The 13,990-nt window shown below is 70.8% G+C and carries 13 protein-coding genes; 3 read left to right on the forward strand and 10 right to left on the reverse strand.

The window, feature by feature from the left end; translation table 11 throughout:
* Nucleotides 1–32: 32 nt before the first annotated feature.
* From BM290_RS27990 to BM290_RS28025, 8 genes are all read right to left on the reverse strand, one after another.
* On the reverse strand, nucleotides 33–1,526 hold the full coding sequence (locus BM290_RS27990) for a fused MFS/spermidine synthase (protein ID WP_093618948.1): 1,494 nt from the start codon (nucleotides 1,524–1,526) through the stop codon (nucleotides 33–35).
* Between the two features lie 105 nt (nucleotides 1,527–1,631).
* Nucleotides 1,632–2,642, reverse strand: coding sequence for a coiled-coil domain-containing protein (locus BM290_RS27995; protein ID WP_093618841.1), 1,011 nt, complete (start codon nucleotides 2,640–2,642; stop codon nucleotides 1,632–1,634).
* Nucleotides 2,643–2,705: 63 nt separating this feature from the next.
* Entirely contained in the window at nucleotides 2,706–3,479 is a 774-nt protein-coding gene (locus BM290_RS28000; RefSeq protein ID WP_093618842.1) for an SDR family NAD(P)-dependent oxidoreductase, read from the reverse strand.
* A gap of 84 nt (nucleotides 3,480–3,563) precedes the next feature.
* Nucleotides 3,564–4,379, reverse strand: coding sequence for an inositol monophosphatase family protein (locus BM290_RS28005; protein ID WP_093618843.1), 816 nt, complete (start codon nucleotides 4,377–4,379; stop codon nucleotides 3,564–3,566).
* Nucleotides 4,372–4,824 (reverse strand): response regulator, encoded by a 453-nt coding sequence (locus BM290_RS28010; protein WP_093618844.1) that lies wholly within the window; start codon nucleotides 4,822–4,824, stop codon nucleotides 4,372–4,374. The genes BM290_RS28005 and BM290_RS28010 overlap by 8 nt, the downstream gene beginning before the upstream one ends.
* Nucleotides 4,821–6,617: a sensor histidine kinase gene (locus BM290_RS28015; protein WP_373871075.1), complete on the reverse strand. Its 1,797-nt coding sequence runs from the start codon at nucleotides 6,615–6,617 to the stop codon at nucleotides 4,821–4,823. Before BM290_RS28015 ends, BM290_RS28010 begins: the two co-directional genes overlap by 4 nt.
* The gene (locus BM290_RS28020; RefSeq protein ID WP_093618846.1) at nucleotides 6,614–7,813 is read right to left on the reverse strand and encodes a PP2C family protein-serine/threonine phosphatase; all 1,200 of its coding nucleotides are present in this window, start codon (nucleotides 7,811–7,813) and stop codon (nucleotides 6,614–6,616) included. Before BM290_RS28020 ends, BM290_RS28015 begins: the two co-directional genes overlap by 4 nt.
* A 73-nt stretch (nucleotides 7,814–7,886) precedes the next feature.
* Nucleotides 7,887–8,228, reverse strand: a complete 342-nt coding sequence (locus BM290_RS28025) for a hypothetical protein (RefSeq protein ID WP_093618847.1) — start codon at nucleotides 8,226–8,228, stop codon at nucleotides 7,887–7,889.
* Between the two features lie 75 nt (nucleotides 8,229–8,303).
* Here BM290_RS28025 and BM290_RS28030 point away from each other — a divergent pair, with 75 nt between their 5' ends.
* Nucleotides 8,304–10,616 (forward strand): M28 family peptidase, encoded by a 2,313-nt coding sequence (locus BM290_RS28030; RefSeq protein ID WP_093618848.1) that lies wholly within the window; start codon nucleotides 8,304–8,306, stop codon nucleotides 10,614–10,616.
* Between the two features lie 57 nt (nucleotides 10,617–10,673).
* Here the strand turns inward: BM290_RS28030 and BM290_RS28035 are convergent, their stop codons facing one another.
* On the reverse strand, nucleotides 10,674–10,961 hold the full coding sequence (locus tag BM290_RS28035) for a Smr/MutS family protein (protein WP_093618849.1): 288 nt from the start codon (nucleotides 10,959–10,961) through the stop codon (nucleotides 10,674–10,676).
* 11 nt (nucleotides 10,962–10,972) lie between these two features.
* Nucleotides 10,973–11,344, reverse strand: a complete 372-nt coding sequence (locus BM290_RS28040; protein ID WP_093618850.1) for a tetratricopeptide repeat protein — start codon at nucleotides 11,342–11,344, stop codon at nucleotides 10,973–10,975.
* 247 nt (nucleotides 11,345–11,591) lie between these two features.
* On the opposite strand from BM290_RS28040, the gene BM290_RS28045 reads away from it, so the two are divergent.
* Nucleotides 11,592–12,329 carry a response regulator transcription factor gene (locus tag BM290_RS28045; protein WP_093618851.1) on the forward strand — a complete coding sequence of 246 codons (738 nt, stop codon included), beginning with the start codon at nucleotides 11,592–11,594 and terminating at the stop codon, nucleotides 12,327–12,329.
* 2 nt (nucleotides 12,330–12,331) lie between these two features.
* Nucleotides 12,332–13,972 carry a sensor histidine kinase gene (locus BM290_RS28050; protein ID WP_093618852.1) on the forward strand — a complete coding sequence of 547 codons (1,641 nt, stop codon included), beginning with the start codon at nucleotides 12,332–12,334 and terminating at the stop codon, nucleotides 13,970–13,972.
* Nucleotides 13,973–13,990: the final 18 nt, after the last annotated feature.

Raw genomic sequence — 13,990 nt, forward strand, 5'->3', positions numbered from 1 at the left:
CGGAAACCCATCCGGAAACCGCGGCCGCCGGGTCAGCCGGCCAGCAGCTGATCCACCGGGGCGTAGTCGTCGGTGAGCACGCGGGCGTCGGCGACGAAGGCGTCCAGCTCCGCGCCGGAAAGCACGGTCACCGCCTCCCCCAGCGCGGCCAGCCGGGGCCACATCGCCTCGATCGGCAGCGGCCCGTGCGAGGCCAGGATGACGAAGTTGGAGCCGCGGTCACCGGCGATCGCCGCGGGCGGGGCGATCAGCGCGACGTTCGGGAAAGCGGCCGCGACCGTGGCCAGTTCGGCGCGGATGAAGCGGTTCGGCGGGTAGTCGATCACGTTCTGGGCGTAGACACCGCCGGGGCGCAGCGCCCGGGCCACCTCGGCGGCCATCTCCCGGGTGGCCAGGTGCCAGGGAACCACCAGATGGCCGAAGGCGTCACCGACCACCAGGTCGTAGGCGGCGGACGGCTGCCCGGTCAGCCCGACCCGGGCGTCGCCGACCTGGATGCGCAGGTCAGGACCGGGCTTCAGGCCGAGGTCACGCTCGTCGAGATCGACCAGGCCGCCGTCGAGTTCGAGGACGAGCTGGTCGCTGCCGGGCCGGGTGGCGCGCACATACGCCGGGACGGTGAAGCCGCCGCCACCGAGGTGCAGGGCGTCGATCGAGGCGCCGGCGGGGGCGAGCACGTCGGTGACCGCGCCGATCCACTTGACGTACTCGAATTCGAGGTGGGTGGGATCGTTCAGATCGACGTACGAGTGACGCGCCGAGTTGAGCATCAGGGTGCGGCCACCGTCGCGCGCGGGGTCGGTCACGACGCTCGCGCAGTGGTAGGCGGTCTCCACGTCACAGGGTGTCGGCGCGGCGGCGCCCAGACCGGCGCCGACGAGACCCACCGCGGCCAGCGACGCCCGGACCCGGGGTGTGCCCGGCAGGTCGTGGCGCAGCCACCAGCCCAGCGCGAAACCGGCGACGGCCAGCAGCACGGCCAGGCTCAGGATGATCACGCTGCTCGGCATCGCCGCGACGAAGACGAACCCGGTCACGAGGGTGGCGGTGATCGCGCCGAGGGTGCCGATGCTGGACAGCCGGCCGACCACCGTGCCGGCCTGGCTCAGGTCGGCGAGCTGCAGTTTCACGACCATCGGCGGGATCGTGGACAGCACCAGGGCGGGCAGGAAGACGGCGAGGGCGGCGAGCAGGAGCACGGCCGGGGCGGCCCCGCCGCGCAGGACCTCGCCACCCCACCGGACCAGGGGCAACGTTATCGCCGTGCCGATCGCGCCGAGGATCAGGGCCGGGGCGAGCAGGGCCCGGGGGTCGAACCGGTCGGCGAGGCGCCCGCCGATCCAGGCGCCGTAGGCGATGGCGGCCAGGGAGACGCCGATGACCGAGCTGCTGACCTGGAGGGTGACGCCGACGTATGGCCCGACCAGGCGCAACGCGACGATCTCGAGGACCAGGACGGCCCCGCTCGCGCCGAAGGCCAGGGCGGTGGCCAGTGCCGAGGGCAGGGCGCGGGGCTTCGTCTCCATCGGCGGCATGCTACCGGCGGGTGGCCGCCCGCCCGCACATCGACAGGCCGCTCTCAGTCAACCCTCAGCCGTCCGAGCAGGCCGGCCGATCGCGGGAGCAGCCGGTCAGAGCATGGAGAGGTGTACGTGATTGGTGTGCACCGCGGCCGGATCCCCGGTGGCGCTGTACGCCCGCCAGCCGGTGCTCGGCATCCAGATCTGGCGATACCAGATCACATACATCACGCCGAGTTCGTCCGCGTTCTTCACATAGAAGGCGGCGAGGCGGTCACCGTACGTCTTGTCGCCCCCGGTGGCGGCGGCGTTCTCGAAACCGCCCGCCGCGGCCGAGTGATCGCAGGCCCGGCCCTTCGGGTGCTCGCCGGACGAGCGCTCGCTGAAGCACACCGTGTATCGGGTGAACCCGGCGGCCCGCGCCTCCTGGTACGCGTGCAGGGTGCGCGGCGTGATGCAGCCGTCGGAGGTGGGGTCCTTGACAGTGCAGGACTCCTTCGGCCACGAGCCGTCCGAGTTGCGGGGCGCCGGTTTGGCCGCTGCCGAGTTCGGGTCGACGAAGCCGCCGGCCGCGCCGCCACCGACCTCGGCGAGGGCCACTTCGGCCTCCCGCTTCTTCTTCGCCATCACGTTGACCTGGCTCTGCTGCTCGATGACCTCGGCGTCCAGCGCGGTCTTGGCCCGCTTGGCGGTGTCGATCTCGTTGCGGTAACCGGTGAGCGTGCCGCTGTCCATTTTGGCCAGCTCGTCGAGGCTCTGCAGCCGCTCCATGAAGTTGTTCGGCGATCCGCTGCCGAGCAGCAGGTTGACCGTGTTGACCCGGCCCATCTGGTAGACGCGGGTGGCGACGGCGTTGACCTGCGAGGTGAGGGCGGCCGCGTTGGTCTCGGAGCGCTTGAGCGCCTCGGTCAGCTGCTTCTGCCGCTTCTTCGAGTTGGCCAGTTTGGTCTTCGCCGCGTCGTAGCCCTTCGCGGCGTTCTCCAGGGCGGTGCGCAGCTTCTTGGTGCCGCCCTCCGGGTCCGCCGCGGAGGCCGGGGACGCGGACGCGACGAGCACCAGCGCGACGGCTGCGGCAAGGAGCGCGAACAGGGCAGTACACCGGCGCGGGAGACTGGCCGCCACAGATACCTCCAAGTCGTGAGCGCCGGTACTTTACCGTGTCGGAGCAGGCTGAAGGGTCATCGATCAGGTCGCCGAGTATCCACCGTCGACGAAGATCGTCTGTCCTGTGATCGCCTGGCTCGCGTTGCTCGCCAGGAAAACGACAGAACCGGCGAAATCGTCGGGGATACCGTTGCGACCGATCATCGTACGGCTCGCGTGCGCTGCCACTTTCGTGGGATCGGCGAAAACCGCCTCGGTGAGTGGCGTGTGCACGACTCCGGGGGCGATCGCGTTGCAGCAGACGCCGTCACGGGACCAGGCCTCGGCCTGCGAGCGGGTCAGACCGACCAGGCCGGCCTTGGCGGCTCCGTAGGCGCCACTGTTGCCGTAGGCACGGAACGCCTGCTGGGAGACGACGTTGATGATCCGGCCCCAGCCGCGGCGCGCCATCGCGGGAGCGAAGGCCTGCCCCAGCAGGAACGGGGCGGTCAGGTTGGCGGTGACGGTCAGATCCCACACGTCCTCGGAGAGTTCGGCGAGCGGTGGGCGCAGGTTGACGGCTGCGGAGTTGACCAGGATGTCGGGGTCGCCGTACCCCTCGATGATCTTGGTGGTGAGGGCTTTGACGGCGGCACGGTCGGCGAGGTCCGCGGAGATCGCGCCCGCCTCGGCGCCGTGGGTGCGCAGCTCGGCGATCACCTCGGCCATCGGCGCCTCGCGCCGCGCGACCACCACGACCCGGGCTCCGGCGCGGCCGAGAGCGAGGGCCATCGCGCGGCCGATGCCGGAGCTGCCGCCGGTCACCACCGCGAGACGACCGCTCAACCCGAAAAGCTCATCGAGGTACGACGCCATGCCCGCACCCTAGATCCACCGGAGCGCCCGGCGCGGCCCCATCCGAATGTGACAGCACTCTCACCCGGCCGAGCCCGGCCCGCCCTACGCGACGAGCGGCGGACCGGATGGCAGCAGGGTGCGGTGCACGGTGTGCCAGATGTCCTCGTTCGCGGCGACGAGCAGGCCCCGCTGATGGCCGGTCGGCCGATGTTCGGCGCCGTCGAGATGGCGGACCACCCCGCCGGCCTCGCGGACGATCAGCGTCCCCGGCACGTGGTCCCACGGCAGGATCCGCCAGAACATCGCGAACTGCTGCTCGTCGACGGCGACGGCCGGGTACTCGTATCCGGCGCAGTGCCGGCCCCCGGTGTATCCGCCCAGGCGGCTGGCGTTGGCGAGGACCTCGGTCCGCAGTTCGTCGGGGAAGTACTTGCCGGCGATCACGCCGTGCAGCGCCGCCGCGCCGGGGTCGTCGGCGCGGGCTTTCACGCGTTCGCCGTCGCGGTAGACGCCGGCGCCCAGCTCGGCGACGGTCAGGTGGTCGGCGACCACGTCGAGGATCCAGGCGGCCGTCGTCTCACCGTCCCGGACCAGGGCCACCATCACGCAGAACGGGGTCCGCCCGGCGGCGAAGTTGTTGGTGCCGTCGACCGGGTCGACCACCCAGACGGAACCGCTCCCACCGAGCCGGTCCCGGACGGCCGGGTCGGCGGCGACGGCCTCCTCGCCGACGACGACCGAGCCGGGCAGCAGCGCGGTGAGGCCGCGGGTCAACGCCCGCTCGGACTCCTGGTCGGCGATGGTGACCAGGTCACCGGGCGCCTTCTGGTGCACCTCGTCGGCCGCCAGATGCTGGAAGCGTGGCAGGACGACGGTGTGCGCCACCTCACGGATGAGTTCAGCGACCTGATCAAGCACGCGGCGGCAACTTCACGACGCTGACGAAGAACTCGTCGATCTGGCGTATCACCGCGATGAACCGCTCGAAGTCGACCGGCTTGGTGACGTAGGCGTTCGCGTGCAGCTGGTAGCTGCGCAGGATGTCCTCGTCCGCGGAGGAGGTGGTGAGCACGACGACCGGGATACGGCCGAGGCTCGCGTCCTTCTTGATCTCGGCGAGCACCTCGCGGCCGTCGCGCCGGGGCAGGTTCAGGTCGAGCAGGATGAGGTCGGGACGGACCGCGTCGGCATACTGGCCCTCGCGCCGCAGGTAGGCGAGCGCCTCGGCCCCGTCGGAGACGACGTTGAGCCGGTTGCGGACCTTGTGCTCCTCGAACGCCTCCTGGGTCATCAGCACGTCGCCGGGGTCGTCCTCGACGAGCAACACCTCGATCGGTGTGCCGTTCTCACGCTCAACGCTCATGCCGTGCCCTCCTGGGGTGATACCTGCTCCGACAGCGGAAGCGAAGCCGCCGACCGCGAATCCGGCGACCGCGAATCCGGCGACCGCGAATCCGGCGACCGCGAATCCGGCGAATCCGTCGGACCCGGATCCGGCGAATCCGTCGGACCCGGATCCGGCGACGCCGCCGGAAGCGAATCCGGCGTCGGTGAAGCCGCCGTGTCCTGCACCGCGTCCGGAGAAGTCGTAGGCGGAGGCGCCGAACCCGGCATCACCGGGAGCGTGAACCAGATCGATGCTCCCGGAGAGACGTCGACGTCCAGCCAGATCCGTCCGCCATGGTATTCGACGATCTTCTTGACGATCGCCAGTCCGATGCCGGTGCCCTCGTAGGCGTCCCGCGCGTGCAGCCGCTGGAAGATCACGAAGACCTTGTCGGCGAACTCGGCCTCGATGCCGATGCCGTTGTCCCGGACGTTGATCCGCCACTCCTTCTCGTCGAAGGTGGCGGTGATCGTCACGACCGGCGGCACGTCGGGGCGGCGGAACTTGAGGGAGTTGCCGACCAGGTTGACGAAGAGCGTGGTGAGCAGCGGCTCCTCGCCCTCCACCGTGGGCAGTCCGCCCCAGACGATCTCGGCGTCCTCACCGGCCCGGGCTTCGAGCTGGGATTTCACGTCGCCGAGCACCCGGTTCAGGTCGACGTCGGTGAATCCGCTGGTGAGCCGGCCGATCCGGGAGAAGGCGAGCAGATCGTTGATCAGGCGCTGCATGCGCTGGGCGCCGTCGACGGCGAAGCCGATGTACTGGTCGGCGCGGTCGTCGAGCTGCCCGGCGTAGCGGCGCTGCAGGAGCTGGCAGAAGCTGGCCACCTTGCGCAGCGGCTCCTGCAGGTCGTGCGACGCGACGTAGGCGAACTGCTCCAGATCGCGATTGGACCGGGTGAGCTCCTCGGCCTGGGACTGAAGCTGCTGATTGATCCACTCGACCTGCTGGCGCGCGAGGCGTACCTCGGAGAGTTCGGTGGCGATCTGCTGGCGCATCCGGTCGACGTCCTCGGCGAGGGCGACCAGGTCCGGTGAGCCGTAGTCGCTCTCGATGTGCCGCTCGTAGTCGCCGGCCGCGACCTGGCGGATCTGCCCGGCGAGGTGCAGGATCGGCCGGCTGACCAGCCGGTCCAGCAGGATGAGCAGCAGCACGCCGGTGACCACGATGACGATCGCCGCGGCGATCTCGACGGCGACCAGGTTGCCGCTGGAGTTGCGGGCCGCCGCGGCGGTCTTGTCCCGCATCGTCAGGATCTCCGCCTGGAGCGTGTCGACGGCGGCCCGGAGCCGGTCGAAGTCTCTGGTGTCGGTCGCCTCGATGCGCTGCTGGGCAGCCTCGGCGCCCTGGGTCCGGACGGTCTCGACCAGCGGCCCGGCCACATCGGCACGCCACTTGGCGGCGAGCTGCTCCACCTGGTCGAGGGCGGCGCCGATCGCCGCGTCGTCCGGCCCCAGCAGTCTCCGGATCTCGGCGACCCGCTGCCGTTCGGCGGCGACACCGTTGTCGTACGGCTCGAGGTTCTTCGGCACACCGGTGATCGCGTAGCCACGGACGCCGGTCTCCTGGTCGACGAGCGCCGTGCCCAGGTTCTGCCCGGCGACCCGCAGGGGCCCGGCCCGGTCGAGAACGTTGTCGACGGCGTTGTTGGCGGTGGCGGCGGTGATGGCGGCGGCCACCCCGAGGCCGCCGAGCAGGAGCCCGGCCGCGAGGCAGAGCGCGAAGATCCGCCCGCGCAGTGTCCAGCCGCGGATGTCGATCACGCTCACCGGCCACCGCCGCGGGAGATCAGCAGCATCGCCACGTCGTCGGTGAGGGGGCCGCCGTTGTCCTGGTCGGCGCGGGCCACGAGCCATTTCGGCAGCGCCTGCAACGGCAGGTCACGGGCGTCCGGCTCGTCGAGCAGCTGGCACAGCCCGCCGACGTCGAGCCGTTCGTCGCCCCCGCCGGTCCGGCCCTCGATCAGCCCGTCGGTGTACATCAGCATGGACCAGTCATGTCCGTCGAACTCCAACTCGGTCGCCGGGGTGGGTGTGGGACGTACCCCGAGGACGATTCCGGTACGCACGGCGACCGGCGCGGCGCGGCCACCGGTGAGGACGACGGGTGGCGGGTGGCCGGCGACCCGGACGGTCGCTCGGTTGCGCGGCACGTCGATGACCGCGGACGCGACGGTGGCGAACACCTCACGGGCCCGCCGCTCGGACATCAGGACCTGCTCCAGCGACGGCAGCACCTGCTCCTCCGGCACTCCGGCCAGCACCAGCGCCCGCCAGGCGACCCGCAGCTCGACACCGAGGGCGGCCTCGTCGACGCCGTGCCCGCACACGTCGCCGACGATCACGTGCAGCCGGTCGTCGCCGACCTGCACCACGTCGTAGAAGTCGCCGCCGAGCAGCCCCATGGCCCGCCCGGAACGATAGAACGGTTCGACCGCGATGCCGAAGTCATCCCGTTTGAGCGGTTTGGGCAGCAGACCGCGTTCCAGTCGGGCGGACTCGGCCTCCCGCAGCTCGGCCTCGCGCAGCCGGCGGGCGTTCTCGTCGGCGCGTTTCCGCTCGACCGCATAGCGCAGCGACCGGATCAGCAGAACCCCGTCGACCTGGCCCTTGACCAGGTAGTCCTGGGCGCCCTCGGCGACCGCCTGCACGCCGAGGTGCTCGTCGGAGCGGCCGGTGAGCACGCAGACCGCGGCGCTGCCGGCCAGCGCGAGCAGCCGGCGCAGCCCGTCGATTCCCTCGGCGTCGGGCAGCCCGAGGTCGAGGAGCACGCACTCGACGCCGACGAGCAGCCCGCGGGCCTCGCGCAGGCTGGTGGCGACGGTCAGCTCGAACGGGGCGCCGGCTTCGGTGAGCAGTTCCCGGACGAGAAAGGCGTCACCCTCGTCGTCCTCGACGAGCAGGATTCGTAACCGTTCCAGCTGCTCTGTCGCGTATGTGCGGGGCGCGAGCGACCGCTCCGTCATTCCGATTCCCCACTCGACGCATAGGTGACCCGCAAATCGTGTACCACTGGGCCGCGCTGCACAACTTCGGTCATCACGGGGAGTCTTCACCGGTGGTGGCGACACGTCGCGCGTGCTCGGCCATCACCTGGCCGAGGATGCCGTGCAACTGCCCGCAGTCCCGGCAGTGCAGGTTCTCGTCGAGGTGCCGGCCACCGCAGTTGCTGCAGTTGCCCCGGTCCTCCGGATCCCGATAGGACTCCAGTGCCCGGCACATGGCCCGGATCACATGGTCACTGAGGGTGAAGACGTCCTCGCCGAGCGCGGTGCGCACGCCGATGACGGCCACGGGAGCCACGTCCGGGTGTGGGTTGTAGGGCGACACCCGGTCGATGAAGGCGGCGATGACGGCGGCTGGGTCGAGCGGCGTAGTCACCCGGACAACGCTATTGCACGCGCTGATGGATCTTCGGGGTACCCGCCGGGCGTACCCGGACTGTTAGATGTCCCCATGCACGACTCCGCCCTCGTCCGCCCGGCTCGCCGCGGTCTCGCCGCAGCCGCGGCCCTGGCCGTTCTCGTCCTGGCCGGCCTCGCCGCGATCCGATCGGTTCAACCGCCCGCGGCGCGAGCGGCGACGGCCCCGGCGAGCGATTTCAGCGCGGAGCGGGCGTTCGAGACGGTACGCACGATCGCCACCACCCCGCACCCGGCCGGGAGTCCCGCCAACGACCGGGTCCGCGAGCACCTGGTGGCGGCGCTGTCCGGCCTGGGCCTGTCGCCGGAGGTGCAGGACACGGTGTCGGAGCAGGGCGCCGGTCTGTCCTCGTCGGCGGGCGGGACCGGCCTGGCACGGGTCCGCAACGTGGTCGCCGTGATTCCCGGCACGTCGTCCACCGGACGGGTGTTCCTCATCGCGCACTACGACTCGGCGCAGGTCGCGCCGGGCGCCAACGACGACGGCGCGGGCACGTCGACGATCCTGGAGACGGCGCGGGCGCTGGTCGCCGGGGAGCGGCCGCGCAACGACGTGGTGCTGGTGCTGACCGACGCCGAGGAGGCGTGTCTCTGCGGGGCGAAGGCGTTCGTGGAGCAGCATCCGCTGGCCCGGGACGGCGGCGTGGCGCTGAACCTGGAGGCGCGCGGCAGCAGTGGCCCGGCGATCATGTTCGAGACGTCCGAGGGCAACCGGCGGCTGGTGGAGACGTACGCGAAGACGCCGTACCCGGTCGGCACGTCGTTCGCGGTGGAGATCTACCGGTTGCTGCCCAATGACACCGACTTCACCCCGTTCCGCGAGTCGCCGCTGTTCCAGGGCCTGAACACCGCCTACATCGACGGGGCCGCCGTTTATCACGCGCCGACCGACGTGCCGGAGGCGATGGACCGGGACAGCCTCCAGCACCACGGCGACAACGCGCTCGCCCTGGCCCGCGAGTTCGGCGCCCTCGACCTGCGGGAGCTGACGGGCGGCGGGGACGCCACCTACTTCCCGGTGCCCGGCCTGCTGGTGCGCTATCCGGGTGGGCTGGTGTGGCCGCTGGCGGTGCTGGCCCTGGTGGCGGTGATCGCGCTGGGCTGGGTGGTCCGGCGCCGGCTGTTCGCCGGGATCGCGCTGTCCCTGCTGCCGATCATCGTCGCGCCGGTCCTGGCGCAGGGCCTGTGGGCGCTGCTGAAACTGGTCCGTCCCGAGTACGGCGGGCTGCCGATCGACCCGTACCGTCCGATGTGGTATCGACTCGCGGTGATCGCCCTGTCCGCGACGGTCATCCTGGTCTGGTATGCCCTGCTCCGCCGCCGGATCGGCCCGGCGGCCCTGGCCGTCGGCGGCCTGACCTGGCTGGCCGTGTTCGGTGTCGTGCTGGCCGCGCCGGCCCCGGGCGGTTCCTACCTGGCCGCGCTGCCGGCCCTCGCGGTCGCGGTGTCCGCCCTGATCGCGACCCGGGTGGGCGAGAAGACAGCCGTCGCGGTCCTCCTCGTCGGCGCGCTGATCCCGATCGTCGTCCTGCTGCCGGCCGTGGTGATGCTCTTCCCCGCGCTCGGCATGCCGATGGCCGGCGTCGGCGCGTTCCTCACCGTGTTGCTCGGCCTCGCGCTGCTGCCGGTGCTCGACCTGCTCCACCCGGCCCCGAGCGGCGCCCGCGGCATGAACGCGCTGAAGGCCCGCCGCCTCGGCGCCGTCCCGACGCTGGCCGCGGCGGTGGCGGTGGTCGTGTGCACGACGACCGGCCTGGCCGTCGACGGGTTCGACGAGGAGCACCCGTCGCTCACCCACCTCATGTACGCGCTGGACGCCGACAACGGCACGGCCCGCTGGCTGAGCGAGGAGACCACACCGCAGGAATGGACCTCGCGGTACGTCACCGGCGAACCGGCCACGGTCACCGGCACCCTTCCGGCCTTCGGCGCGGAGAAGCTGCGGACCGGCCCGGCGCAGGCGGCGACCCTCCCGGCCCCGGCGCTCACCCTGCTCTCCGAGCAGAGGTCCGGCGATCAGCGGATCATGAAACTGCTGCTCGCCCCGCAGCGCGCGGTCCGCTTCACCACGCTGCACGTGTCCGCGGAGGTCGTCTCGGCGACGATCGGTGGCCGTACCCTCGCGGGTGGCCCCTCGGGCTGGGGTTTCGTCTTCCATGCGCCGGCCGGGACCGGCGTCGAGATCACCCTCACGGTCCGGTCCGCCGGCCCGGTCACCTTCCGGGCGATGGACGGCAGCGACGGTCTGTCCGCCCTGCCGGGCTTCCAGCCCAGGCCTCCGGGGGTCGGCGTTCTCGGTTCGCACAGCAGCGAGCTGGTCGCGGTCGCAAAGACCTACACCCTCTAGGCGGTACGGGCTACGCGCCCCGGCCTCACGCAAGAGGCGCGTGGCCCGAACCGTCCTTCACTGGCGACCGCGACCGCGACGGCCGGTGGGCGCGTCGAACCGGAAGTGCACGAAGAGCCGCCCCCAGTTGTCCCCGTCCTTCTCGACCCGGTGATAGAGCTGCTTGATCTCTTTCTGGTCGAGGAAGCGGATGACCTTCTTCTTCAGGGCGCCGCTGCCCTTGCCGGGGATGATCTCGACGAGGGTGGCCTTCTTCTGGATCGCCTCGTCGATGATCCCGCGGAGGGCGCGGTCGATCTCGTGACCCTTGTTGAAGATGTCGTGCAGGTCCAGCTTCAGCTTCACGAAAAGAGACCCTACGCCGCCGACGACTTGCCGAGCCACGTCTCGACCCGGCGCAGCGCCTCCTGGTAATCGGTCTGCGTCTTCATCGCGGCGGCCAGGCGCAGGTGCGGTAAGGCCTCACGGAAACGGCCGGCCCGCTCCAGGGTCCGGCCGAGCACGTGGTGCGCGTAGTGATCCGAAGGATCATGCTCGATCAACACCCTGAGCTGGGCCTCCGCCCCGTTCAGCTGAGCCGAGTTGAAGTAGGCCCTCGCCAGCAGCTGCCGGACCGCGGTGTTGTGCGGCTCCGCCTCGACTATCGGCTCGAGCAGCCTGGCGGCGCCGAGCGGGTCGCCGGACTCGAAGAAGAAGGTGGCCCTGCGGTAGTCCTCGAGAAGATCCATCGTGCAACTCCTCACGCTCGCGCCGCGCTTTGACCAACGCTCGCACAACATCGCCCCGACATCGAGTGTTCCCCCGATACGAGGTTGTCAACAACCGATCCTCAGGCACCTGATTCGCCGTGCCGAAAACCATGACGGACCCGGATGTGTACGCACTGTGCCGCTCGCATGAGACGGCTGTCAGAGACACAGCCGGCACACAGGAAACAGAAAGCCGACGCTGAGCGTCAGGCACCACAGTAGGGGCATGACGATGGCGAACGCAGAACCCAGCACCGAGCTCCGCCGGCCCGACGGGACCCCGGTCCGGGTGCTCGTGGTCGACGACGAACCGACCCTGGCCGAGCTGCTCTCGATGGCGCTCCGCTACGAGGGATGGGATGTGAAGAGCGCCGGCGACGGCATGACCGCCGTCCGGACCGCCCGCGACTTCCGCCCCGACGCCGTCGTCCTCGACATGATGCTGCCCGACATCGACGGCCTGGAGGTGCTGCGCCGGCTGCGGGGCGAGTCCCCCGAGGTGCCGGTGCTCTTCCTCACCGCCAAGGACTCCGTGGAGGACCGGATCACCGGCCTCACCGCGGGGGGCGACGACTACGTGACCAAGCCGTTCAGCCTGGAAGAGGTGGTGGCCCGGCTGCGCGGCCTGATGCGGCGGATGGGGCACGCCCCGATGCGTACCGAGTCGCAGCTCGTCGTCGGCGACCTCACACTGGACGAGGACTCGCACGAGGTGCGCCGCGGCGGCGACCTGATCACGCTGACCGCGACCGAGTTCGAACTGCTGCGCTACCTCATGCGTAACCCGCGGCGGGTGCTGAGCAAGCCGCAGATCCTCGACCGGGTCTGGAACTACGACTTCGGAGGACAGGCGAACGTGGTCGAGCTCTACATCTCCTACCTACGCAAGAAGATCGACGCCGGCCGCACGCCGATGATCCACACCATGCGCGGCGCGGGCTACGTCCTGAAGCCGGCCGACTGACCATGCCCGCAGCCGCCCCGACCCGCAGGACCCGGCCCTCCCGGCCGTCCCGCCCCGCCTGGCGCGACCCGGCGGGCTGGCCTCTGCGCACCCGCATCGTCGCCACCATGATCGCGCTGCTCGCGGTGCTGGGCCTGGTCGTCGGCGGCACCGCCGAGCTCTACCTGCACAAATCGCTCTATCACCAGCTCGACGAGAAGCTGGCCGAAACACAGAAGTTCGGGGTCCGCGGCGGGGGTGGCAGCTGGGGCAAACCACCCGGCGATGGCCCGAGCACGAAGTCGGAGGGAAGCCCACTCGACTCCCCACCGCCGAACGTCGACCGCGGCTCGCTGCTGATCTTCCTCGATGCGACAGACGGCAGCTTCAAAGGCGGCGGCAAGATCGTTGCCGATGAAGCAGAGAGCGCCACCGGCTTCTTCGGCAACTATTACGACCGACCCGGCGACGAAGCTCTGAGCAGCCTGTACGCGACCATGATCGCGGCGGGCGAGGACCACGCCATCGACGTCGACGTCACCGTCCGCGACACGACCAACGAGTACTACACGGTCGCCGAAAGAAAGAGGATCGGCAACAACGAATACCTCGTCATCACCGCGCTGTCACTGGAGGACACCAATCACACGCTCCGCACGGTCGCGCTATTCACCGGCTGCGTCGTCGTGGGGTCGCTGCTCATCGCGGGCTGGGGTGGGGCGCTCATCGTCCGCCGTACCCTCAAGCCTCTCGACCGTGTCGCGGCCACCGCGACGCGCGTGTCGGAATTGCGGCTGGACCGTGGCGAGGTGCGGCTCGCGCAGCGGGTGCCCGAGGCCGACACCGACCCGCGCACCGAGGTCGGCCAGGTCGGCGCCGCGCTGAACCGGATGCTCGATCACGTCGGCAACGCCCTGGAGGCGCGGCACGCGTCGGAGATGCAGGTCCGCCAGTTCGTCGCGGACGCCAGCCACGAGTTGCGCACCCCGCTGGCCGCGATCCGTGGGTACGCCGAGTTGAGCCGCCGCAGCCGCCAGGTCGTCCCGGACGAGATCTCGCACGTGCTGAACCGGGTCGAGTCCGAGGCGAAGCGGATGACCGCCCTGGTGGAGGATCTGCTGCTGCTGGCCCGCCTGGACGCCGGCCGCCCGCTGGCCCAGGATCCGGTCGACCTGACCATGCTGGCTGTCGACGCGACGAGTGACGCGCACGCCGCCGGCCCGTCGCACTACTGGCAGCTGGATCTGCCGGACGAGCCGGTCACCGTGATCGGCGACGGCGCCCGCCTGCATCAGGTGGTGGCGAACCTGCTGGCCAACGCGCGTACCCACACGCCGGAGGGCTCGACCGTGACGGTGAAGGTCGGCGCCGTGCCGAACGCCGCCGTGATCCAGGTCATCGACAACGGACCGGGCATCCAGCCGGATGTGGTGCCGCGGATCTTCGAGCGGTTCGCGCGGGGTGACAGCTCGCGGTCGCGGGCGGCCGGCAGCACCGGTCTGGGCCTGTCGATCGTGCATGCCGTGGTCACTTCGCACCGCGGCAAGGTCGGTGTGCAGAGTCGTCCCGGTCAGACCGTTTTCACGGTGATGCTCCCGCTCGGGCCGCCACCTGTCGTCCCAACAGCTGAACAGCGGCCCCAGATGCTGCACCCGGTGGGCTGAAGTGGCTATGCTGGCGGG

Source organism: Actinoplanes philippinensis (assembly GCF_900113015.1).
GTDB lineage: Bacteria > Actinomycetota > Actinomycetes > Mycobacteriales > Micromonosporaceae > Actinoplanes > Actinoplanes philippinensis.